Below are 21,181 nucleotides of genomic sequence, written 5' to 3'. Positions count from 1 at the left end.
CGTCACACCTTCGCCGGCTCTGCGAGGGGACCGGGGGAGCGATCCCCTCGCAGACGCTTGACGACGAGTTCGGCCGAGATGAGGCACATCGGCAGCCCGATGCCGGGCAGGGTGGAGGCGCCGACGTACGACAGGCCCTCGACCTTGCGCGACGTGTTCCGGGGACGGAACACCGCGCTCTGCCCGAGCGTGTGCGCGAGGCCGAGCGCGTTGCCGCGCCAGGCTCCGAAGTCGTCGGCGAAGTCGCCGGGTGCCACCGTGCGGCGCACCACGATCCGCTCCGCCAGGTCGGGGATGCCGCACCACTCGGCGATCTGCGCGATCACCTCGTCGGCGGCCGCCTCGATCGCCGCGTCGCCGCCGCCGTCGATGCCCCCGTGCCCCAGCTGGGGGTCTGCGGGCACGGGGACGAGCACGAAGAGATTCTCGTGCTCCGGCGGCGCCACGCTGGGGTCCGTGGCGCTGGGACGGCAGATGTAGAGCGACGCGGGGGCCGGGATGCGTGGGCGCGCGCCGAAGATGTCGGTGAAGTTCTCGCGCCACTCCCGGGCGAACAGCAGCGTGTGGTGGGCGAGCTGCGGAAGCCGCCCCTCCACGCCGAGCATCACCAGCAGCGCGCCGGGGCTCGGCGTGCGCGAGCGCCACCACTCCTCGGGATACGTCTGCGCGGCGCGGGGGAGCAGCCGGGTCTCGGTGTGGTGCAGGTCGGCGCCCGACACCACGAGGTCGGCGGGAACGCGGTGTCCGCCGGCGAGTTCGACGCCCGTCGCGACTGCGGCCTCCGTGGTGATCGCGGTGACTCGCGCTCCGGTCTCGATCGCGACCCCGGACGCCTCGGCCAGGCGCGCGATCGCGGCCACGAGCTCGGTGAATCCGCCGCGCGGGTAGAGCACGCGATCTCCCAGATCGAGGTGGCTCATGAGGTGATACAGACTCGGAACACCGTAGGGCGATCCCCCGAGGAAGACCGCCGGGTACTCGAGGATCTGACGCAGCCGGGGATCGGTGAACCGACGCTCGACATGGCGGGCGAGGCTGCGCGTCAGGAGGGGCGCGAGCTGCGGCATCCGTCGCAGCAGTGCCGGGTCTCGAAGGCCCGCGGTCGTCTCGTACGTGTCGTAGAGGAAGCGCGAGACTGCGAGCTCGTAAGCGTCGGCGGCGGAGTCGAGGTACGCGTCGAGGCGGGCGCCCGCGCCGGGCTCCACGCCCTCGAAGAGTGCGGTGGCCTCGGCGCGGCCGGAGCGCACGTCGAGCGGAGAGAGGCCCGTCGACGGATCCGAGTACACGCGGTACGCCGGATCCAGCGGCACGAGGTCGAGTTCGCGCTCCGCAGTCGTGCCGAGCAGCCGGAAGAAGTGCTCGAACACCTCGGGCATGAGGTACCAACTGGGCCCCGTGTCGAATCGGAAGCCGTCGCGTTCCCACGACCCTGCGCGCCCGCCGAGTTCGTCGCGCGCCTCGAACAGGGTCGTGTCCCACCCTTCGGAGGCCAGCAGCGCCGCCGAGGCGAGTCCGCCGACGCCGCCGCCGATGACGACCGCGCGGCGCGGTCCGTCGACGAGTGTCATGCGCGCACCTCCCGCGGAGCGAAGCCCAGCAGCGCGCGGGCCGCAAGGCGCGCCTTCACGGCGTCGGGCACGCGCACCCGCTCCTCGGATCCGTCGCACGCGCGCAGGCGCACGGCGAGCTCGGCGAAGAGGTCGTGCGCGGCGGTCACCGCACGGCGGCAGTCGGCGGGAAGCGCCGGGATGGCGCTGGCCGCGGCGGCCAGATCGCGATCGATGCGATCGAGCACCGCAGCGCGCTCCCCATCGGCCGACGAGAGACCGAGGTAGTCGCGTCCGAGCACGGCTTCGTCGTGGTGGAGATCGCGCAGGAAGTTGACGTCCTGGAAGGCGGCGCCGAGGCGCCGGGCGCCGTCGACGAGCTCAGGAGAGGGCGTGACCGGATGCTGCGCCCCGGCGTTGACGAACACCTGCAGGCACATCAGCCCCACGACCTCCGCCGAGCCGTAGACGTAGGCGTCGTGCGAGGCGGCGTCGTGGCTGTGCGTGCCGAGGTCGGTGCGCATGGACGCGAAGAAGGGACGCACGAGATCCTCGCCGATGCCGCACTCGCGGGCCGTCCCGGCGAACGCGTGGACCACGAGGTTCGAGCTGAAGCCGCGCGCGATCGCCGAGAGTGACTCCTGCTCGAGCTGGTCGAGGATCTCGCCGGCGACCTCCGGAGGCAGCCCGGCCTCTTCGGCGGGGCCGTCGACGATCTCGTCCGCGATGCGCACCAGCGCGTAGACGTTGCGCACATGCGGTCGCGGTCGCGGACCGAGCAGCCGGCACGCGAGCCCGAACGACGTCGAGTACCGCGCGATCACGGTTGCCGCAGCATCCGCCGCCGCCTGGTTGTAGAGGGCGAGTCCCGTGGGGGTCGCGGTGCGCACGGTGCTCATGGGATCCGTCCTTCGATGCCGTCGGCGAGGGTGCGCAGGAGTGCGCCGGCCCGGTCGGGGAGTGCGGGATCGTGCGACGCCGCCCGCACGGCGGTCAACGTGTCCGCGACGAGCTGCACCAGGCGCTGGCGTGCTCCGGTCTCCTCCAGCACGACCTGAGCCTCGCGCACCGCGACGGGTCCGGTGCGCGCGAGGGCGAGCGCCTCGTCGACGCGCGGCGCGGCGCCCGATTCGCGCGCGAGCGCCACGAGCGGGGTGCGCTTGTTCTCGCGGAGGTCGGGTCCGGTGTCACGCCCTGTCTGCGCCGTGGTCCCGAAGGCGCCGATGAGGTCGTCGACGAGCTGGAAGGCGAGCCCGAGGCGCCCGCCGGCCTCGCCGAGTACGCGCAGAGCGTCGCCGTCGGCGCCCCCGAGGAGCGCGCCCGCTTGGAGCGGAGCGCGGAACGTGTACACCGCGGTCTTGTTGAACGCCGTATCGAGGGTCGAGAGGCGGGACGGATGCCGCGTCGCGACGCTGTTCTCGACGTCGGCGAGTTCGCCCGCCGCCGAGATCAGGACGGCGTCGTCGAGCAGGGTCAGGAGCCGGTCCCGCGTCGCACCGTCGGTGGGAGCCATCGCCACCAGGCGGAAGGCCTCGTGGAGCAGGATGTCGCCGGCCAGGATCGCGGCGGCGTCGCCCACCAGTGCCGCCCCGTCGGGGTCGGCGCCGTCGTCCGCTGCCCGCCGCCGGAACTCGCCGCCGATGTTGGGCACCCCGCGGCGCATCGTGTCGTGGTCGATCACGTCGTCGTGCACCACGAACGCCGTGTGCAGCAGCTCGAAGGCCGCCGCGACGGAGAGGACCGCGGACGTGTCGGCCTCGTCGGAGCGGAACGCGTCGAAGGATGCGGTGACCAGGGCGGGACGCAGACGCTTTCCGCCCTGCGCTGCACGAGTGATCGCGTCGCCCAGGACGCCGAACGCGGGGCCGAGCTCCGACGCGCGCTCGCGGATGCGCGCGAGCGCCCCGTCGATCGCGATCCGCAGATCGGGGTCGGCTGCCGCGGGGATCATGACGCGCGTCTCTCGCGCGATGGCGTCTCGAAGAGGTGGAGCTGCTGGGCCTGGAGCACCAGCCACGGGCTGAACGCCCACGGGGTCGCCTCGAGCGAGATGGCGAGCGCCTCGGGTTCGACCCACCGCGCGTCGACGACCTCCAGCGGATTGAGCACGGGCTCGTCGTCGGTGTAGGCGGTGTACACCGGGCACACCTCGTGCTCGACGACGCCGTTGGCGTCGGTGGCGCGGTACCGGAACAACGGAAGCGCGACCCGGAGGTCGGTGAGCGTGAGCCCGAGTTCGAAATCCGCGTGGCGGCGGACCGCCGAGAGCACCGGCTCGGCAGGACGCGGATGCCCGCAGAACGAGTTGGTCCAGACGCCGGGCCACGTACGCTTCGTGAGGGCCCGACGGGTGATCAGCACCTGGCCGTCGCTGTTGACCACGTGGCAGGAGAACGCGAGATGCAGGGCGGTATCGGGGCCGTGCACGCTGGATTTCGGGGCCGTGCCGATGGCGCGGCCGTCATCGTCGAGCAGGACGACGTGGTCGGTGTCGGGCATCCCATCATTCCTCTCAGATTGCTAGATAAACTAGCAATACCTCTCGTGCGATGCTACAACGGGTCGGAGGGAACTTCCATGATGTCCGAGCGATGGCTGCCACAGACAGAGCATGAGCATGCGGTGATGCGTGTGCTCACGTCCATCCGCGCCGTCAGCGACGCGATGGAGCGCATGCACAGCGGCATGAAGGGCGACATGGACATGAACGCCTCCGATGTCGCGGCCCTTCGGCTGCTCATCATCCGGGAGCGGCAAGGGCGGTCGGTCAGCCCGCGCGACATCGCCCGCCATCTGCGCATCTCGACAGCATCGACCACGAAGCTGCTCGATCGACTCGTGGATTCCGGGCATGTTCAGCGCCGACCGCATCCCAGCGACGGGCGGGGGCGCGTGGTGGTGCTCACGGAGGACGCGCGCAATGCGTTCTTCCGGGTCTTCGGCGACCGGCTGCGGGCGATGCGAAGCGTCGCGATGGACTACGACGAAGAGGAACTCGCCGTGGTCGCGCGGTTCCTCGACGACCTGTGCGGTGCGATGGACCCGGAGGACTGAAGCGACAACGCGGGACAAACACAGAAGAGGGCGTCCCTTTCGGGACGCCCTCTTCTGTGTTCTCTGTTGCGGGGACAGGATTTGAACCTGCGACCTCTGGGTTATGAGCCCAGCGAGCTACCGAGCTGCTCCACCCCGCGGCACAAGGAATAGCCTAGCACGGGGTTTGGGGTGGTCGTGACACGGGGTGGTCTGCTTGCCCCGATCGCGGGCAGCGGGCGAGGATGAACCCATGCCCACCGAGCGCGACACCGACCCTCGACAAGAGCGCGCCGACGGCCGCGCCGAGACGCCGGAGGAGCGCGCCGACCGCAACTGGAGCGAGGTCCTGCAGGAGGTGCGCGTTCTGCAGACGGGCACGCAGATCCTGACCGGCTTCCTGCTCGCGCTGGCGTTCCAGCCGGCCTTCGGCGACCTCACCGAGTCTCAGAAGTCGTTCTATCTGGGGCTCGTCGTGCTGTCGGCCCTCAGCTCGATCGTCGCCCTCGCACCGGTGGCTTTGCATCGCGCGCTGTTCCAGCAGCGCGCCAAGGCCGAAGTCGTGCGGTACGGACACCTCGCCCTCGTCACCGCGCTCGGAACCGTCGCCGTGCTCCTTGTCGGTGTCGTGGCCTTCGTGTTCGATGTCGTGCTGGGCGGGTCGGCGTTCTGGTGGGCCCTCATCCCGCTCGGGCTGCTGGTCTGCGCGATGTGGCTGGTCCTGCCCGCGATCCTCCGGGCACGCCGCCGGACGAACGGAGCGTGACGATGACCGAGACCCTCCCCATCGGGGTGGCGCAGTTCGCGCCGACGGCCGATGCCGCGGTGAACCTCGAGTCCATCGCGCAGCTCGTGGCCACGGCATCCGATCGCGGAGCGCGGGTCGTCGTGCTCCCCGAGTACTCCAGCTACTTCGTCGACCCGTTCGACGAGTCGCTCGCCGCGAACGCCCAGGAGCTGGACGGCCCGTTCGTGCAGGCGCTCACGCGACTCGCGGCGCAGCACGACCTGACGATCGTCGCCGGCCTGCTCGAGCGCGCCGGCGACGGCGAGCGTGTGCGCAACACCGCGGTCGCGGTCGATGCGACGGGCCTGATCGCGCACTACCGGAAGCTGCACCTGTACGACGCGTTCGGCCAGCGGGAGTCGGACTGGGTCGAAGCCGGCGAGCCCGCTGAACCGCAGACGTTCGAGTTCGGGGGACTCCGGTTCGGTCTCATGACCTGCTACGATCTCCGATTCCCCGAGGTCGGGCGGCTGCTCGTGGACGCCGGGGCCGATGTGTTCCTCGTTCCGGCGGAATGGGTGCGCGGTCCGCTCAAGGAGCACCACTGGCGCACCCTGCTGCACGCCCGCGCGATCGAGAACACGGTGTTCGTCGCCGCCGCGGACCATCCGCCGCCCCTGGGCGTGGGCCACTCGCTCGTCGTCGACCCGCAGGGCGTGGAGCTCGCCGCCGTCGGCACGTCGACCGACGTCGCGGTCGCCCACCTCGACGTCGGAGCGATCGAGCGCGTGCGCCGTGTCAACCCTGCGCTGACGCTCCGGCGATTCGGTGTCGGGCCGCGCTGACGCCGAGGCTCATCCGAGGCGGGCGAGGCGGGATGCCGCGTCCTCCAGCACTTCGACGCGCTTGCAGGCGGCGAAGCGCACGAGCGTGGCGTACTGCTCACGCCGGTCCGGCGTCGCGAACGCGGTGAGGGGGATGGCCACGACCCCGGCGCGCTCGGGGAGGGCGCGGCAGAAGGCCGCAGCATCCGTCGCTCCGAACGGCGCGGCGTCCACGACGGTGAAGTACGAGCCGGCGGGCGTCGACACATCGAACCCGGCGGCGCGCAGCCCCGCGCCGAGCAGGTCGCGCTTCGCACGCAGCGTGCCGGCGATGCTCTGGAAGAACGCATCGTCCAAGCGGAGTCCGGTGGCCATCGCGGGCTGGAACGGGCTGCCGTTGACGTACGTGAGGAACTGCTTGACCGCGAGCACCGCGTCGACGAGCGGGGCGGGGCCTGAGATCCAGCCGATCTTCCAGCCGGTCGTCGAGAACGTCTTGCCGCCCGACGAGATCGTCAGCGTGCGCTCCCCGGCGCCGGGGAGCGTGGCGATCGGCACGTGCGGCTCGTCGAAGACGAGGTGCTCATACACCTCGTCGGTCACGATGACGGCGTCGTGGCGCTCGGCGAGGCGCACGACCTCGTCGCGCACCTCGGCGCCGAAGACAGCCCCGGTGGGATTGTGCGGATCGTTCACGAGGATGACGCGGGTGCGATCGCTCACGGCGGCGCGCAGCTCGTCGAGGTCGGGCTGGAAATCGGGCCACCTCAGCGGCACCGTCACGAGCCGCGCGCCGGCGAGGGCGACGACCGCCGCGTACGAGTCGTAGTAGGGCTCGAACACCACGACCTCGTCGTCGGGACCGTCGATGAGGGCGAGAAGCGCCGCGGCGAGCGCCTCGGTCGCGCCCGCCGTCACGAGCACCTCGCGGGCGGGATCCAGGCGCAGCCCGTAGAACCGCTCCTGGTGCTCGGCCACGGCTGAGAGGAGATCCGGGATGCCGCGACCCGGCGGGTACTGGTTGGCGCCGTTCGCAATCGCCGAGCGGGCTGCCTCGAGCACCTCGGCCGGGCCGTCCTCGTCGGGGAAGCCCTGCCCGAGATTGATCGCGCCCGTACGCGCCGCAAGGGCCGACATCTCGGCGAAGATGGTGGGGTGGATCGACCCGTCGGAACCGACGAGTCCGGCGCCCGCGGCTGTGCGGCGCCATGCTCCGGGGATCTGTCGCATCGCTTCACCGTAATACCGGGCGGGCTCATCCCTGTTGCATAGCCGAGTCCCATTCGCGACATAAGAAACGCACAGCATCGGTGGGCACAGTGGTGAGTGCTTGGCAGAAGGAGCAACCATGAGCGACATCCAGGGCGATCGCCCGGAAGACCAGACCCCCGCCGTCCCCTCGCAGTCGGCCGCGGAGGCCGCCGCGCAGACGCCCGCCCAGCCCGAGACCTCGGCCCCCGCCGCGGCCGCGCCGGAAGCCGTCGAGCCCGCGCAGCCCGCCGCGCCGGCCCAGCCCGCGCCGCCCGTGACCCCGGCCGCGGCCGCCGCCGCGCTGCCCCCGGTCCCGCCGAGCGCACCCGCCGCGCAGCCTGCGGCCCACGTGCAGCCGACCGCGCCGACCCAGCCCGTGCCGCCCGCCGGTTACCCGGCAGCGGCACACGCCTACGCCCGTCCGCAGGGTTACGCCGGTCAGCCCGCGCCCTACCCCCACTCCTACGCGGGCCAGCCGGCGCCCGGCGCCCCCGGTGCCGCGTTCGGCGTCACCGCTGCGGACGCCCAGCCGACGCTGCCGATCGCGGGCTCGACCGGCGCGGTGCCGACGGCGACCAAGGCGCCCAGGAAGCCGTCCGGAGCCGGCAAGGTCGTCGGCCTGATCGTCGCGGCCGCCATCGTCGGCGGCGCCGCGGGCCTCGGCGGTGCGTACGCCGGCGTCACCTGGTTCGCCCCGGTGAGCGCCTCGCCCGCCGCGGGACCGTCGACGGTCACGGTCAACGACACCGACTCGGTCAACCAGACCACCGCGATCGCCGCGAAGGTCGTGCCGAGCGTCGTCACGATCGAGGCGACCGGCTCGTCGGCGGCCGGCACCGGTTCGGGCGTCGTGCTCACGGAGGACGGTTACGTCGTCACCAACACGCACGTCGTGACGCTCGATGGCGCGACCGGTGACGCGACCGTCCGCGTGACCACGTCCGATGGCCGCGTCTACGACGCCGAGGTCGTCGGCACCGACCCGACGTACGACCTGGCCGTTATCAAGCTGAAGGGCGCCGAGGACCTCACCCCGATCGAGATCGCCGACTCGAGCAAGCTCAACGTCGGCGACACGACCGTCGCGGTCGGCGCGCCGTTGGGACTTGCGAACTCGGTGACCGAAGGCATCGTGAGCGCGCTCAACCGCTCGATCTCGATCGCGTCGTCGGCGGCGCCCGACGCGGGCGGCGACAGCCAGGACGAGCAGGATCAGAACAGCCAGGAAGGCCCGTTCCGCTTCGACTTCGGTCAGGGCGACCAGCAGTCGACGGCCACCGAGAGCATCTCGATCTCCGTCATCCAGACCGACGCCGCCATCAACCCGGGCAACTCGGGCGGCGCGCTGGTCGACTCCGACGGCAAGCTGATCGGCATCAACGTGGCGATCGCGACCGCGGGCGGGTCGTCGTCCGACGGCTCGGGCTCGATCGGCGTCGGCTTCTCGATCCCGTCCGACATCGTCAAGCGCATCACCGGCGAGATCATCGACAACGGCGAGGCGACCCACGGTCTGCTCGGCGCGAACGTGAAGGCCGCGGCATCCGTCGAGGGTTCCACGATCACCGGCGCCTACATCGATGCCGTCACCGACGGCGGTGCGGCCGCCGCCGCCGGCCTGCAGAAGGGCGACATCGTCACCGCCTTCAACGGCGTGCCGGTCACCGACGCGACCGACCTCACGGCTCAGGTGCGTGCGGCCGCGGCCGGCAGCGACGCCGAAGTGACGTACGTCCGCGACGGCAAGACGCAGACCGTCCAGGTCACGCTGGGATCGCTCCAGCAGTAGTCCACACCCCCCCCAGGGACGCCATCCGGCGAGCAGGTAGGCTCGCGGGATGGCGTCCTTCTCGTTCGGCGCGGGGAACGCCCGAAAGCTCGCGACGATCCCGCTCTACGCCGCCGGACGCCTCCTCACCCTCCTCGTGCCTCGCTCGCGCGACGAGTGGGTCATCGGCTGTGCGATCGGCATCGGCGACGGTGCGCTGGCGCTCTGGGAGGTGGCGGCCGCCGACGGACGCCGCCCGGTGTGGCTGGTCGGGTCGGCCCAGGAGGCGACGGATGCCGCGGCCCGCGGCATCCGTACGGTTCCGAAGCGCTCCCTGAACGGGCTGTGGCGCACCGCGCGCGCCCGGGTGGTCGTCGTCACGCACGGATTCGGCGACGTCAACCGCTACGCCGTGTCGGGCGCTTTCGTCGTGCAGCTGTGGCACGGCATCCCGCTCAAGCGGATCGGGGTCGATTCCCCCGAGACGCTGAGGGTGCCCGACGTCGTCGCGGCCACCCCCGCCGCCGGGGCGGTGCGCGGGCTCCTGAGATCGATGTACCGCGGCGCCGCGCGCCGCATCCGCGTGATTCCGGCCGCCTCGCACCTCGTCCGCGGCCGTCTCGAATCCGCCTTCGCCCTGCCCGACGCGAGCGTGCCGGTGACCGGCGAGCCGCGCGTCGACGTGCTCTCGCGCGGCACCGCCGAGGATCGCCGCGTGCAGGCCCGCGCCGCGATCGGGCGCGCGGTTGCCCGCGTGGAGCCCTCGACCCGCTTCGTGCTCTATGCGCCCACCTGGCGCGACGGTGCGGTCGACCCCGCGGTGCCGACCACCGAGGAGTGGTCGCAGATCGTCGACGTGCTGGGGCGTCATGACGCGACGCTCCTCGTCCGCTCGCACCCGCTCGGCGCGGGCGACTACGCCCCGCCGTTCCCGACGGACCGCGTGCAGTCGCTCGGCAGCGACCTGGTCGCAGACGTGACCCCGCTGCTGCCCGGCCTCGACGCCCTCGTCACCGACTACTCGTCGCTCGCGTTCGACGCCTCGCTCGTGCCGCTGCCCACGCTGTTCCTCGCGCCCGACGTCGACGAGTACGCGCGCAGGCGCGGCTTCTACGGCACCTACGCCGACGTGGCGGGCGACGACTGGGCGATCGACTGGACCCAGGCGGCGACCCAGCTGGACGCGGTGCTCGGCGACGATGCCGAGCGCGCGCGCCGCGTCGAACGGGCGGTCGCGCTGGACGCGCGGGTGCACGCGTTCCGCGACGGGCGCAACGCCGAGAGGGTGTACCGTGCGATTCTGGCCGGAACGGCCCACGACGGCCCCAGGGAAGGAACCGGATGACCGACGCGCGCTTCACGACGGAGGGGAGCCCGGCTCTCGTGCTCTCGGGCGAGGGGGAACGGCCCGGATCCGTCGAGATCGTCGGCGCCCGCGCCCGCGTCACCGCGCGCCTCACCGGCCGCGGCAAGACGTGGACCGCGACGCTCCCGCTGCGCGCCGCGCGCTGGGGCGGCCCGGAACTGCCGCTGCCCGCGGGCTCGTACGAGGTGCGCATCACGGACCCCACGGCCCGCGGCATCCGTCCCCCCGAAGTCCTCCCGCTCACACAGCTCGGAACACTCAGAGCGAGCCTCGAGGGGTGGACCCTGCGTGTCGGGCCGCCGATCGACCCCGCGTACGACTCCGGTGAGGGGCAGGACGCCCTCGAACGCCGCTATGCGACCCGACCCGCCACGGGGTTCGAGAACGCGGTGTTCTTCGAGAGCTTCTATGGCCGCAACGCCAGCTGCAACCCTCTCGCGATCGACCGAGAGGTCGCGCGCCGCGCGCCGGGCGTGACCCGCTACTGGAGCGTCGTCGACCTGTCGGTCGCCGTGCCGGCCGGCGCGATTGCCGTGGTCGAGGGCAGCCCCGAATGGTGGCGGGCCCGCGGCGCCGCGCGACTGCTCGTGGTCAACGACTGGCTGCGCCGCCGGTTCGCGCGACGCAAGGGGCAGGTGGTGCTGCAGACCTGGCACGGCACGCCCCTCAAGCGCCTGGCGCTGCACCGGCCCGGGTTCGACCCGCGCCGGACGGCGGCGGTCGTCCGCGAGTCGCGGCGGTGGAACATCCTGCTGGCGCAGAACCCCTATGCCGCGCGCATCCTCGGCAAGGCGTACGCATTCCTCACACGACCGATCTGGGTCGAGGGGTATCCGCGCAACGATGTGCTGACCACGGGCGACGGCACGGCGACGCGCGAGGCCCTCGGCATCCGTCCCGGCGAGCGCGTCCTGCTGTACGCGCCGACGTGGCGTGACGACCGCGACCAGATCGTGGACTTCATCGATCCGGTCTCGCTCGCCGCGGCCACCGATGCGGTCGTGCTCGTGCGCGGGCACTCGCGCACGCTGCTGCCCGGACGTGACGCGGAAGGCCCGCGCGTGATCGACGTCACAGGCTTCCCCGACACCTCGCTGCTGCTGCTCGTCGCCGACGCGCTCATCACCGACTACTCGTCCGTGATGTTCGACTACTCGGTGACCGGGAAGCCCATGTACTTCCTCGTGCCCGACATGGAGCACTACCGAGGGGAACTGCGCGGGTTCTACTTCGACCTGGCCGCGCACGCGCCGGGCCCGATGGTGCGCACGCAGGATGAACTGGTGGCCGCGCTCGCCGCGGACGAGACCGCGAAGTACGCGTCGCGGTACGCGCGGTGGCGCGACAAGTTCAACGCCCGCGACGACGGCCGCGCCGCCGAGCGGGTCGTGGCACGCATCCTCGACCAGGGCTTCATCGACGCCTGACGGCCGCCCGCCCGCCGGGTGTCACGGCAGCGGCGTGTTGCGGCTTCCGAGGCGGGACGTGTCGACGGTGTCGTGTGCACCGCCGATCACTCCGAGGAGGAAGCCCCAGCCCCATGCGAGATGCATGGACGGCAGCACCGCCGCTGTCCACAGCTTGTCGCGCCAGCCGTGCCCGCCACCCCGGCCGAGAGCGACGACGGCGATGAGGACGGCGTACGCGAGCACGGGGAGGTAGACGACGCAAGCCGCCACCGACCACCAACCCTGCAGCAGACCCGTGAGCTGGAGCACGCCGATGATGATCCCCAGCAGGATCGTCAGCACGAGCGCCGGCGGCGCGAAGAACCGCAGCGAGTTGCCGCGCCCGAAGCGGCGGACGAGCTCCCCTCGCCACCGGCCCGTCGCCGAGAACTGGCGCACCAGGCGCGCCCAGCTCTCGCGCGGCCAATACGTCACGGCCAGCGCGGGATCGAACCAGACGCGGTAGCCGGCACGACGGATGCGCAGATTCAGCTCCCAGTCCTCGCCGCGCCGGATGCTCTCGTCGAACAGTCCGACCTCCTCGAGCACGCTGCGGCGCATGACGCCGAGGTAGGCGGACTCCGCCTCGCCCTCCTGCGTGCCGCCGTGGTACGCGCCGCCGCCGAGGCCGATGGGGGAGTTGTAGGCGCGCGCGACGGCACGCTGGAACGGCGTGCGGCCGTCGGCGCGCATCACGCCGCCGACGTTCGCGGCGCGCACGCGGTCGAGGGTCGCCAGCGCGCGTCGCGCGTATGTCGGATCCAGCTCGGAGTGTGCGTCCACGCGAACCACGGTGGGGTGCCGCGCGGCGCGGATCGCCAGGTTGAGGCCGATCGGGATGTCTGCGCCCGGGTTCTCGACGAGCACGATGCGATCATCGCCGGCGGCGAGTTTCGCCGCCAGCGCGTTGGTGCCGTCCGTCGAGGGGCCGAGAGCCAGGACCAGCTCGGTCGGGCCGGGAACGTCCTGCGCGAGCACCGTCTCGACCGCACGGCCGAGGTAGTCGCGCTCGTTGAGCACCGGCATCACGAAGCTCACGCCGGAGCCGGGGGGAGGGACCGGAGCGTCCCTGCGCCCGTGTTGCTCGACATGCACGCGTCGATCATGTCATGAGAGCCCTGGGTAGGCTGGAAGCGTGGGTCTGGTCTCGGATGGCAAGAAGGCGGTCGCTCTCGTCCGCAAGGCGGTGCGCAATCGTTCGGCCGTGATCGACGTGAGGCGCACCCTCGCGGCCCGGCCGCCGCACCCGCCCTTCCAGTACCGGGTGGCCGTCTACTTCGCCGACGGCGCGGTCAACATGTACCAGATGCGGCAGTGGTACAAGCCGCTCGCAGACCTCGCGAAGACCTGGCCCGTCGTGGTGCTGAGCCGCGCCGCCACCGGCGCCGAAGCGCTGCTGGCCGACGGGGCGCTCCCGGTGGCGTTCGTTCCGACGGTGCGCGATCTCGAGCGCTTCATCGCCAAGCAGGACATCCGCGTCGTGCTGTACGTCAACCAGAACACGCGCAACTTCCAGATGTTCCGCTACGGCCGTCGCTGGCACGTGTTCATCAACCACGGCGAGTCCGACAAGATGTACATGACCACGAACCAGTACAAGGCGTACGACTACGCGATGATCGCTGGCGACGCCGCGCGGGAGCGACTCTCGCGGGTGCTGTGGGATTACGACATCGCGCGCCGCACGATCGAGATCGGGCGTCCGCAGGCCGACCATTACTCGGGCACCCTGCCCTACACACCCGACGCGCGCACGGTGGTGCTCTACGCGCCCACGTGGGAGGGGGACCGCCCGTCGGCCCACTACGGCTCGATAGCCACGCACGGTGAGGCGCTCGTGACCGCGCTCCTCGCCACGGGTCGCCATCGCGTGATCTACCGGCCCCACCCGCGCTCGGGTGTCGTGAACCACGAGTACGGGGCGGCGAACAAGCGCATCATCGCGGCCCTGAACGCAGCGAATGCCTCGGATCCCTCGGGCCAGCACGTCTTCGACGACGGGCCGGAGCTCGGCTGGCAGCTGTCCGCCGCGGACGTCGCGATCGTCGACATCTCGGCGATGGTCTACGACCGGCTCGCGGCCGACAAGCCGCTCATGATCACGCGGCCGGCCGACCCCGCCGCCGCGATCGATACGCACGGGTACCTGTCGGCCTGCGAGTGGCTCGACGCGACAGCCGCCCCTGACATCGTCGCCCAGACCGAGCGCGTCCTCTCGGACCCCGAGGCCGTCGCGCGCCTGGAGGAGTGGGTCACCCATTACTTCGGCGACACCGCACCGGGCTCGGCGACGGCGAGATTCCACGGGGCCGTGCAGCGCCTCATGGATGACTGGGACTCCTGGTACGCACGGTCGGTCGCCGACGCCGAGGACGACGAGCCCGAGGACGAGGCGGAACTCGACGACGAGGGCTGAGCCCGCGACGCTCGGCCGACGGCGTCAGGCCACCGGGGCAGGACGCTCGACCAGCCGCGCGATCGCGCGCAGCGGGATCGCGACCCACGTCGGCCGGTTGCGGGCCTCGTAGATCGCCTCGTACACCGCCTTGTCGAGCTCGAGCGCGGCGAGGAGCGGATGCCGGGGGTCGAGCCCTCCCGCCGACGCGGCGTATCCGTCCACGAACGCCCGGCGTGCGTCCCGCGCCCACGCGCGCACCGCGTCGGCGGAGCGATCCGGGTCGTCCAGGCGCAGCGAACCCGCGACGTAGTCGAACGAGCGGAGCATCCCCGCGACGTCGCGCAGTGCGAGATCGGGTTGCGTGCGCTCGGCCATCGGGCGCAGCGGCTCGCCCTCGAAGTCGACCATGATCCAGCCGCGCTCGGGGGAGTGCAGCACCTGCCCGAGGTGGAAGTCGCCGTGGATGCGCTGCAGCGGCGGCCACGGCACCTCGAGCGCGCGCCGGTACACCGTTGCGGCGGCATCCCGCTGTCCGGCGATCTCGGGGACCTCCGCGATGGCGATCGCGAACCTTCGCTCCCACGTGGCCGCCGTCGCCGCGCGGTCGGCGTCCGTCGCCGTGCGGGTCGGGAAGCACTCCGCCAGGGCGACATGCACCTCGGCCGTCGCGGTGCCGAGCGCGCGCGCCGCGTCGCGGAAGTCGTCACCCTTGGCTGCTGCCTGCAGCGCGACGCGCCATGCGTCTTCGACGCCCGGCAGGAACTCCTGCGCGGAGGCGAGGGACCCGTGCACGGTGCCGTGCGCGGTGGCCAGGTCCGGCCACGTGCCTTCGATCGAGCCGACCGGACGCGGCACATGGGGCGATCCCGCCCCGGCCAGCGCTTCCTGCAGCTCGATGTCGGGGTTGAGGCCCGCGTGCAGCTGCCGGTAGACCTTGCAGATCACCGGGGCGCCGTCGCCTTCGAAGATGAGCGACGTGTTCGACTGCTCTCCGCTGATCACCCGCGAGGTCGCCCGAGACGGAGCTCCGCCTGAGCCTGCAACCCGCCCGATCGCCGTGGTCTGCGGTCCGTGTGCGGTGCCCCCGACCGTGATGAGGCGCAGCAGAGCCTGGGCGTACGCGGGGTCGAACGGGCCGTCGATGAAGGTCGTTCCCGGCACCGGACTGCCGATGACGTGGTCGGGGTCGGCGTCGACGTCCTCCGTCGCGCGCTCGACGACCGGGATCTGGTACAGCACGGCCGGCAGAGCGCCCTCGTCCGCGACGAGGAATGTGCGGATGCGTGTGCCGGTGTCGGCGTCTTCCGCGCCGCCGGACTCCGCGCTCAGATCCCACCACGCGAGCAGGCGCAGGCTGGGCGGGCGCCCCTTGGCGGCGTACCACCGCTGCCGTGGCATCCACGCCGCAAGGCACGCCAACGTGCTGTCCATACCTGTGAGCGTATGCCCGTGGTCGTGCGTGTGTCGAGGACGCGCTGCAAGCGCTTGCAGAGCGGGCGGGGTTCGCGCGCTACTCGTCCTCGCCCGATTCCTGGTGCTCGGCGATCTCGATGACAGGCGCCACCGGGATGACGATGGATTCGACGGCGCCGCCGCCGACGGCGATGTCGCCGAGGCCGAGGCCGCCGAGATCGACGGATGCGGCTTCGGTCAATCGTTCGGCCTGCGTCTCGGAGCGGGCGGGCTCTGACGGCAGACCCGCCCATTCGACGGGCTCTTCGGGAAGCTTGCTGAACAGACCCATACCGCCATTGTCACCCCGCCGGCGGGGAGGAGGCTCCGTCCTCGGTCGGAACGGGCGCTTCGATCGCTTCCGGCGCGCGCCGGATCACGCGGGCCGTGATGCGGCGGGCACCGGACGCGCCGCGCGTGACGCCGTCGACGACCGCCTCGCCGGCGCGACGGATGCCGCGTCCGGCGAGCCGCTCGATACGGTCGGCGCCGGGGCGCGGTTCGAGTTCGGGAGGCAGCGCGTGCGGGGGCACCCCGAACGCCCGCCGGGAGCCGGTGAGCACCCGCCGCCCGAGGATGTTGTTGCCGGCGCCGCCGATGGCCGCGCCGATGCCGAACGGCAGCGCCTTGCCGATCCACGAGGCGCCGCCCCGCGCCGCGAACTGACGGATGAACGTCGTCTTGAGCCGGTCGACGAGCGGCCCGACGGCCGCGCGCGGGAGCGACTTCGTGATCAGCTCGCCCCAGTAGCCCGAACGGGAGGGACCGCGCCCGGCGGCCTGGCCGGCGAGCTGCGCGACGAGGTCGACACCCTCCTTGCCGAGCATGAGCGTCAGCACCAGGGCCCGCGCCCGATCAGGATCCGACACCGGGATGCCGTGCACCTCGGCGACCGACTGTGCGAACAGCGTGGTCGCCTCGAGGAACGCGACCGTCTCCACGCCGCTGAGCGCCAGCGTCACGCCCGTGCCGATCCCGGGAACGACCGCGGTCGCGCCGACCGCGGCGCCGCCGGTGGTCACCGCAGCGAGATAGCGCCGCTCGAGGATGCGGACGATGTCAGCGGGAGAGGAGTCCGGATGGCGGAGACGGATGCTGCGAAGGTGCGCGAGGACGACCGGCCGCTGGATCGCGAGCACCCGGTCGAGCGCACGGATCGTGAAGGGGTGCTCGTCGGATCCTGCGGGCGGCAGCCCTCCCTGCCACGGCGCGTCGCCGGGCAGGGAGTGGATCTGGTGAACCTTGTCGGTCATCGCGCCGAGTCTATGCGGCCGAGTCTGATCGCAGGCTCGGGCTTGACAGCCGCGGAGCGACCCGTCAGACGAAGAGGTTGGCGCGCTCGAGATCCTCGGCGAAGTCCACCTCGACGGCGTACAGGTCCGAGATGTCGAGCGGCTCCAGCAGTACGCCGTCCTCGGCGATCGCGAGCTCCAGGCCACGCTCGAAGTAGTCCTGGTCGTCGACGCGCGTGAGGTGGCGCATGAACGCCTTCTTGTCACGGCTCGAGATGTAGTTGATGCCGACGGCCTCGCCGATGCCGCCCTTGACGGTCTTCGACAGCTCGTTGATGAAGCCCTCCGGCGTCACCGTGTACTTGACCTCTTCGTCACTGACCTTGGAGGTGTTGACCGTGACGAACGACTGGTCGCGCTCGATCAGCTCGATGGCGCGGCCGAGCACGCGCGGGTCGAAGACCACGTCGCCGTTCATCCAGAGGACGCCGCCCTTGCCCGTCTTGGCGAGGGCGCGCAGCAGGCTCTTGGACGTGTTGGTCTGGTCGTAACGGTCGTTGTAGACGTAGTCGACGTCGGGGAACGCCTCGACGATGGTCTCGGCGCGGTAGCCCACGACGGTGGTGATCTTGGCTTCGCGGCCGAAAGCGGCACGGATGTTGTCGTGCTGCTGCTGCATGATGCTGCGGCCGTCGCCGAGCTCCGTGAGGGGCTTGGGCAGGCTGCGGCCGAGTCGCGAGCCCATTCCGGCTGCGAGGATGACGGTCTGAAGGGTCAAAATCTGCTCCTGAAGTGCGTGATTCACTGCCGGTTCACCGGCGCGACACCCCTTCGTGCCTCGACCATGGTAGCGATGAGGCCTGGGAAGGCGCATAATAGGCGGCTCCCGTTGCCGATTTGTGACATAACGCGAATGCCGCGACGCGGCGAGACGAACTCCGTCGCGATCAGGCCCGCTTGATACGTTGGTTCAGTGACAGCCTCCCTCCCGGTGCCGAATGACATCGATCCGGAAGAGCCGGACCGTCACTCCAGCGCGCGCGTCGTACACCTCGCAGACACGGTCTCACCGGCTCCCGACAAGCCCCGCCGCCCGCCGCGCAAGCCGCGCACCGACGCGGGATCGCAACCCCCCGCCGCTCCGCGCAAGAAGCGCACGCCGGCTGCGTCCGCGCCGAAGCCGGACCCCGCTCCGGATCCGGGGCCGCCGCCGCCCCTTCCGAGCGATCTCGAGCTCGCGGCCAGCGCTGCCGCAGGCATCGTCGTGCCGCCGCGCCCGCCGCTTCCCGACGTCGGCGAGGGTTCGCCCGCGGAGACCGCGCAGGCGGCGTCGGTCGAGGAGGCGACACCCGTCGACGACGGCACGGCAGCGGACGACGCCGCGATCGAGGCGGGGCCGCAGGCCGAGCGGGAGCCCGCGCTCCCGGCGCAGCCGCAGGCTGAGCCGGCGGCCGCGGTCGAGCCCGAAACCCCGGACGCGCCCGAAACTCCGGACGCGCCCGAACCGGCCGCCGAGTCCGAGGCCGACGTCGAACACACGACTCTTGCCGAAACCGCGGCGGTGGTCGATGCTGAGCCCGTGGTCGAGTCCGCGCCCGTGGCCGAGCCCGCGGGGGTCGTGGAGCCCACGCCCGCGGTCGAGCCCTCCGTTGCGCCCGCCGAGCCGGACGCGGCCGCGCTGGAGAACGCTCCCACGCCCGCTGAACTCCAGCCGGTGCCTCTGCCCACCCCGGAGCCGATGACGACCCTCGACCCCGAGGCCCTGGCCGCGGCCGTCTCGCTGGACGAGGCCGCAACGGCGGCCGCGGCATCCGCCAATGCCCTCGTGCTGCGCAGCGTCACCAAGCGATTCGGCAGCACCGTCGCCGTCGACGGCATCGACCTCACGATCCCCGCGGGCACCTTCTACGGTCTCGTCGGCCCCAACGGTGCCGGCAAGACGACCACGCTCTCGATGATCGCGGGCCTGCTCGAACCCGATCGCGGCACGATCCATGTCGGAGGAGTGGATGCGGCGGCCAAGCCGCTCGCGGCCAAGCGGATGATGGGGGTCCTCCCTGATCGGCTGCGCACCTTCGACCGGCTGACGGGCCGTCAGCTCCTGTACTACTACGGGGTGCTGCGCAAGCTCCCGCCCGCCGTCGTCGAGAGCCGGACCGCTGACCTCGCACGCGCCTTCGACCTCGAGGACGCGCTGGGCCGGAGCGTCTCGGACTACTCGGCGGGCATGCTCAAGAAAGTCATGCTCGCGGGCGCGCTGATCCACTCGCCGCGTCTGCTCGTGCTGGACGAGCCGTTCGAAGCGGTCGATCCGGTTTCGAGTGCGATCATCCTCGACATCCTCTCCACCTACGTCGCGCACGGCGGCACGGTGATCCTCTCGAGCCACGGCATGGACCTCGTCGAGCGCGTCTGCACGCGCGTCGCGGTCATCGTGGCCGGTCAGGTGCTCGCGGAGGGCACCGTCGACGAGGTGCGCGGCGAGCTGACGCTCGAGCAGCGCTTCGTGGAACTGGCCGGAGGGCTCAGCGATGTGGAGGGCCTCGAGTGGCTGCACACATTCTCCGACTGAGGCTCGCGCTGCTGTTCGGCACGTTCCGCGGTGACGGCGGCCATGTGACGCGGGTGGTCATCGGGCTGGTGATCCTCGTCGCCGCGACGGCGTCCGCCTGCTGGGCGCTGCTGACGCTGGGGGATGCCTCCACCGAGGAGGTGCTCGCGGTCACCGTGCTCGGGGGCTCCGCAGTGACCCTCGGCTTCGCGCTCGCTCCGTTGTTCGGCGCCGTGGAGGACCCGCTGGATCCCCGGCGATTCGCCCTGTTCGGCCTTCCACGGGGAAGCCTCGCCCTCGTGCTGGCGGTCGCGGGCTTGCTCAGCGTGCCCATCCTGGTCCTGCTCGCAGTCGCGGTGTGCTCCGCCATCGTGTGGGCCGATCACGGTGTGCCGGTGATCGTCGGAGTCGTGAGCGTGCTGCTCGGAGTGCTCACGTGCGTCCTGCTGGCGCGCGTGTGCATGGCGCTGGCCTCGCTCTTCCTCCGCGACCGGCGCTCGCGCGAGCTCTCGGGCGTCTTCGTGCTCGTCGTGCTCGTCGTCGTGGTTCCGGTGGGTGTCTTCCTCGCCTCGCTCGAGTGGCAGGGGAGTGTGCCGCCGCAGCTGCTCGAGGCCGTGGACTGGCTGGCACTCACCCCGCTCGGCGCCGCGTGGGCCCTGCCCGGCATGGTCATCACCGGCGGCGACGCGTGGCTGTCCGCGCTCATCGCGGTGGGCACCATCGTCCTGCTGGCGATGCTCTGGGTATGGGCGGTCAATCGACTGCTGACCACGACCGAGCGCCCCGGGACCGGGCGCGAGCGAGGTGGGCTCGGATGGTTCGGCGTCGCCCCGGGGACTCCCGGCGGTGCGATCGCGGCGCGCAGCCTCGTCTACTGGTTCGGCGACCGACGCTACGTCGTGAACGGCCTCGTGATCCCGTTCGCAGCCGCGATCACGGTGGTGCCGCTGCTCATCGCCGGCGTCCCGCCCGAGCTGGTCGCCCTCGTGCCCGTGCCTTTCGCGGCGCTCTTCCTCGGCTGGCTGCCGCACGACGACATCGCCTACGACTCCACTGCGGTGTGGATGCACATCGCCAGCGGCGTGCGGGGCGTCTCCGACCGACTCGGCCGGCTCGTGCCGGTGCTGCTCGTCGGCGTCCCTCTGCTCGCCCTCGCGATCCCGGTGGCGACGCTGTTGCACGGACGCTGGGCAGTGCTCCCGGCTCTCACCGGCGTGTGCGCCGCGCTGTTCCTTTCGGGCCTGGGGCTCTCGAGCATCTCTTCGGTGGTCGCGCCCTACGCGGTGTCGCGGCCGGGCGAGAGCCCGTTCCAGCAGCCGCAGCGCACCGGCGCGAACGGCGCGATCGCGCAGGGGAGCGTCATGGCCGGTGCGCTCGTCCTGTCGGCACCTGTCCTGTGGTGCGGCTGGCTGGCCCTGCAGGGGGACACGGAGGCCGCGAACACGGCGCTGTGGGGAGGCCTGGCGATCGGGTTCGGCGTGCTCGTCGTCGGCATCGGCATCGGAGCCATCGTCTTCGAGCGTCGTGGTGGGCGGCTCATGGAGTTCGCGGAGTCCACCTGACTCGTGCGGACGCGCCCCAGCC

Annotated in this window: 19 protein-coding genes and 1 tRNA gene; 9 read left to right on the top strand and 11 right to left on the bottom strand. The window is 71.8% G+C overall.

Features of this window, described 5'->3' with window-relative positions:
- Positions 1–2: 2 nt before the first annotated feature.
- Genes crtI through idi form a run of 4 tightly spaced genes read right to left on the bottom strand, consistent with a single transcriptional unit; the run spans position 3 to position 4,046 of the window.
- Complete coding sequence (gene crtI, locus ASF40_RS08385; RefSeq protein WP_056367853.1) at positions 3–1,568, bottom strand: phytoene desaturase family protein; 1,566 nt, start codon at positions 1,566–1,568, stop codon at positions 3–5.
- Positions 1,565–2,446, bottom strand: a complete 882-nt coding sequence (locus ASF40_RS08380; protein ID WP_056367851.1) for a phytoene/squalene synthase family protein — start codon at positions 2,444–2,446, stop codon at positions 1,565–1,567. Before ASF40_RS08380 ends, crtI begins: the two co-directional genes overlap by 4 nt.
- Positions 2,443–3,498 (bottom strand): polyprenyl synthetase family protein, encoded by a 1,056-nt coding sequence (locus ASF40_RS08375; RefSeq protein WP_056367849.1) that lies wholly within the window; start codon positions 3,496–3,498, stop codon positions 2,443–2,445. Before ASF40_RS08375 ends, ASF40_RS08380 begins: the two co-directional genes overlap by 4 nt.
- On the bottom strand, positions 3,495–4,046 hold the full coding sequence (gene idi / locus ASF40_RS08370; protein ID WP_056367847.1) for an isopentenyl-diphosphate Delta-isomerase: 552 nt from the start codon (positions 4,044–4,046) through the stop codon (positions 3,495–3,497). The genes ASF40_RS08375 and idi overlap by 4 nt, the downstream gene beginning before the upstream one ends.
- Positions 4,047–4,172: 126 nt before the next feature.
- On the opposite strand from idi, the gene ASF40_RS08365 reads away from it, so the two are divergent.
- Entirely contained in the window at positions 4,173–4,601 is a 429-nt protein-coding gene (locus tag ASF40_RS08365; protein ID WP_235560170.1) for a MarR family winged helix-turn-helix transcriptional regulator, read from the top strand.
- A gap of 66 nt (positions 4,602–4,667) precedes the next feature.
- On the opposite strand, the gene ASF40_RS08360 is transcribed toward ASF40_RS08365, so the two are convergent.
- A tRNA-Met gene (locus ASF40_RS08360) sits at positions 4,668–4,741 on the bottom strand.
- Between the two features lie 92 nt (positions 4,742–4,833).
- Here ASF40_RS08360 and ASF40_RS08355 point away from each other — a divergent pair.
- Positions 4,834–5,346: a DUF6328 family protein gene (locus tag ASF40_RS08355; protein ID WP_056367843.1), complete on the top strand. Its 513-nt coding sequence runs from the start codon at positions 4,834–4,836 to the stop codon at positions 5,344–5,346.
- 2 nt (positions 5,347–5,348) lie between these two features.
- Complete coding sequence (locus tag ASF40_RS08350; RefSeq protein WP_056368362.1) at positions 5,349–6,152, top strand: carbon-nitrogen hydrolase family protein; 804 nt, start codon at positions 5,349–5,351, stop codon at positions 6,150–6,152.
- Positions 6,153–6,161: 9 nt separating this feature from the next.
- On the opposite strand, the gene ASF40_RS08345 is transcribed toward ASF40_RS08350, so the two are convergent.
- Positions 6,162–7,361, bottom strand: coding sequence for an aminotransferase class I/II-fold pyridoxal phosphate-dependent enzyme (locus ASF40_RS08345; protein WP_056367842.1), 1,200 nt, complete (start codon positions 7,359–7,361; stop codon positions 6,162–6,164).
- A 118-nt stretch (positions 7,362–7,479) separates the two neighbouring features.
- On the opposite strand from ASF40_RS08345, the gene ASF40_RS08340 reads away from it, so the two are divergent.
- From ASF40_RS08340 to ASF40_RS08330, 3 genes are read left to right on the top strand one after another with little or no spacing between them, the layout of a single operon-like run.
- Positions 7,480–9,171, top strand: a complete 1,692-nt coding sequence (locus tag ASF40_RS08340) for a S1C family serine protease (RefSeq protein WP_056367840.1) — start codon at positions 7,480–7,482, stop codon at positions 9,169–9,171.
- A gap of 49 nt (positions 9,172–9,220) precedes the next feature.
- On the top strand, positions 9,221–10,495 hold the full coding sequence (locus ASF40_RS08335; protein ID WP_056367838.1) for a CDP-glycerol glycerophosphotransferase family protein: 1,275 nt from the start codon (positions 9,221–9,223) through the stop codon (positions 10,493–10,495).
- Entirely contained in the window at positions 10,492–11,943 is a 1,452-nt protein-coding gene (locus ASF40_RS08330) for a CDP-glycerol glycerophosphotransferase family protein (protein ID WP_056367836.1), read from the top strand. Before ASF40_RS08335 ends, ASF40_RS08330 begins: the two co-directional genes overlap by 4 nt.
- A gap of 21 nt (positions 11,944–11,964) precedes the next feature.
- Here ASF40_RS08330 and ASF40_RS08325 read toward each other — a convergent pair whose 3' ends face one another.
- Positions 11,965–12,990, bottom strand: coding sequence for a glycosyltransferase (locus tag ASF40_RS08325; RefSeq protein ID WP_056368360.1), 1,026 nt, complete (start codon positions 12,988–12,990; stop codon positions 11,965–11,967).
- 109 nt (positions 12,991–13,099) lie between these two features.
- Here ASF40_RS08325 and ASF40_RS08320 point away from each other — a divergent pair, with 109 nt between their 5' ends.
- Positions 13,100–14,380: a CDP-glycerol glycerophosphotransferase family protein gene (locus tag ASF40_RS08320; protein WP_056367834.1), complete on the top strand. Its 1,281-nt coding sequence runs from the start codon at positions 13,100–13,102 to the stop codon at positions 14,378–14,380.
- A gap of 24 nt (positions 14,381–14,404) precedes the next feature.
- On the opposite strand, the gene ASF40_RS08315 is transcribed toward ASF40_RS08320, so the two are convergent.
- From ASF40_RS08315 to ASF40_RS08300, 4 genes are all read right to left on the bottom strand, one after another.
- The gene (locus tag ASF40_RS08315; protein WP_056367832.1) at positions 14,405–15,793 is read right to left on the bottom strand and encodes a phosphotransferase; all 1,389 of its coding nucleotides are present in this window, start codon (positions 15,791–15,793) and stop codon (positions 14,405–14,407) included.
- Between the two features lie 79 nt (positions 15,794–15,872).
- On the bottom strand, positions 15,873–16,106 hold the full coding sequence (locus ASF40_RS21070; protein ID WP_056367830.1) for a hypothetical protein: 234 nt from the start codon (positions 16,104–16,106) through the stop codon (positions 15,873–15,875).
- A gap of 10 nt (positions 16,107–16,116) precedes the next feature.
- The gene (locus ASF40_RS08305) at positions 16,117–17,067 is read right to left on the bottom strand and encodes a hypothetical protein (RefSeq protein ID WP_056367828.1); all 951 of its coding nucleotides are present in this window, start codon (positions 17,065–17,067) and stop codon (positions 16,117–16,119) included.
- Positions 17,068–17,131: 64 nt separating this feature from the next.
- The gene (locus ASF40_RS08300; protein ID WP_056367826.1) at positions 17,132–17,824 is read right to left on the bottom strand and encodes a phosphocholine cytidylyltransferase family protein; all 693 of its coding nucleotides are present in this window, start codon (positions 17,822–17,824) and stop codon (positions 17,132–17,134) included.
- Positions 17,825–18,019: 195 nt separating this feature from the next.
- On the opposite strand from ASF40_RS08300, the gene ASF40_RS21650 reads away from it, so the two are divergent.
- Together ASF40_RS21650 and ASF40_RS08290 are read left to right on the top strand one after the other, a co-directional pair.
- Entirely contained in the window at positions 18,020–19,618 is a 1,599-nt protein-coding gene (locus ASF40_RS21650; protein WP_327037404.1) for an ABC transporter ATP-binding protein, read from the top strand.
- Entirely contained in the window at positions 19,594–21,159 is a 1,566-nt protein-coding gene (locus ASF40_RS08290; RefSeq protein ID WP_056367822.1) for a hypothetical protein, read from the top strand. The genes ASF40_RS21650 and ASF40_RS08290 overlap by 25 nt, the downstream gene beginning before the upstream one ends.
- The last annotated feature ends 22 nt before the right edge of the window (positions 21,160–21,181 follow it).

Source organism: Microbacterium sp. Leaf288 (genome assembly GCF_001422925.1).
Taxonomy (GTDB): Bacteria; Actinomycetota; Actinomycetes; order Actinomycetales; family Microbacteriaceae; genus Microbacterium.
This window is presented reverse-complemented; position numbering and strand designations above follow the sequence as displayed.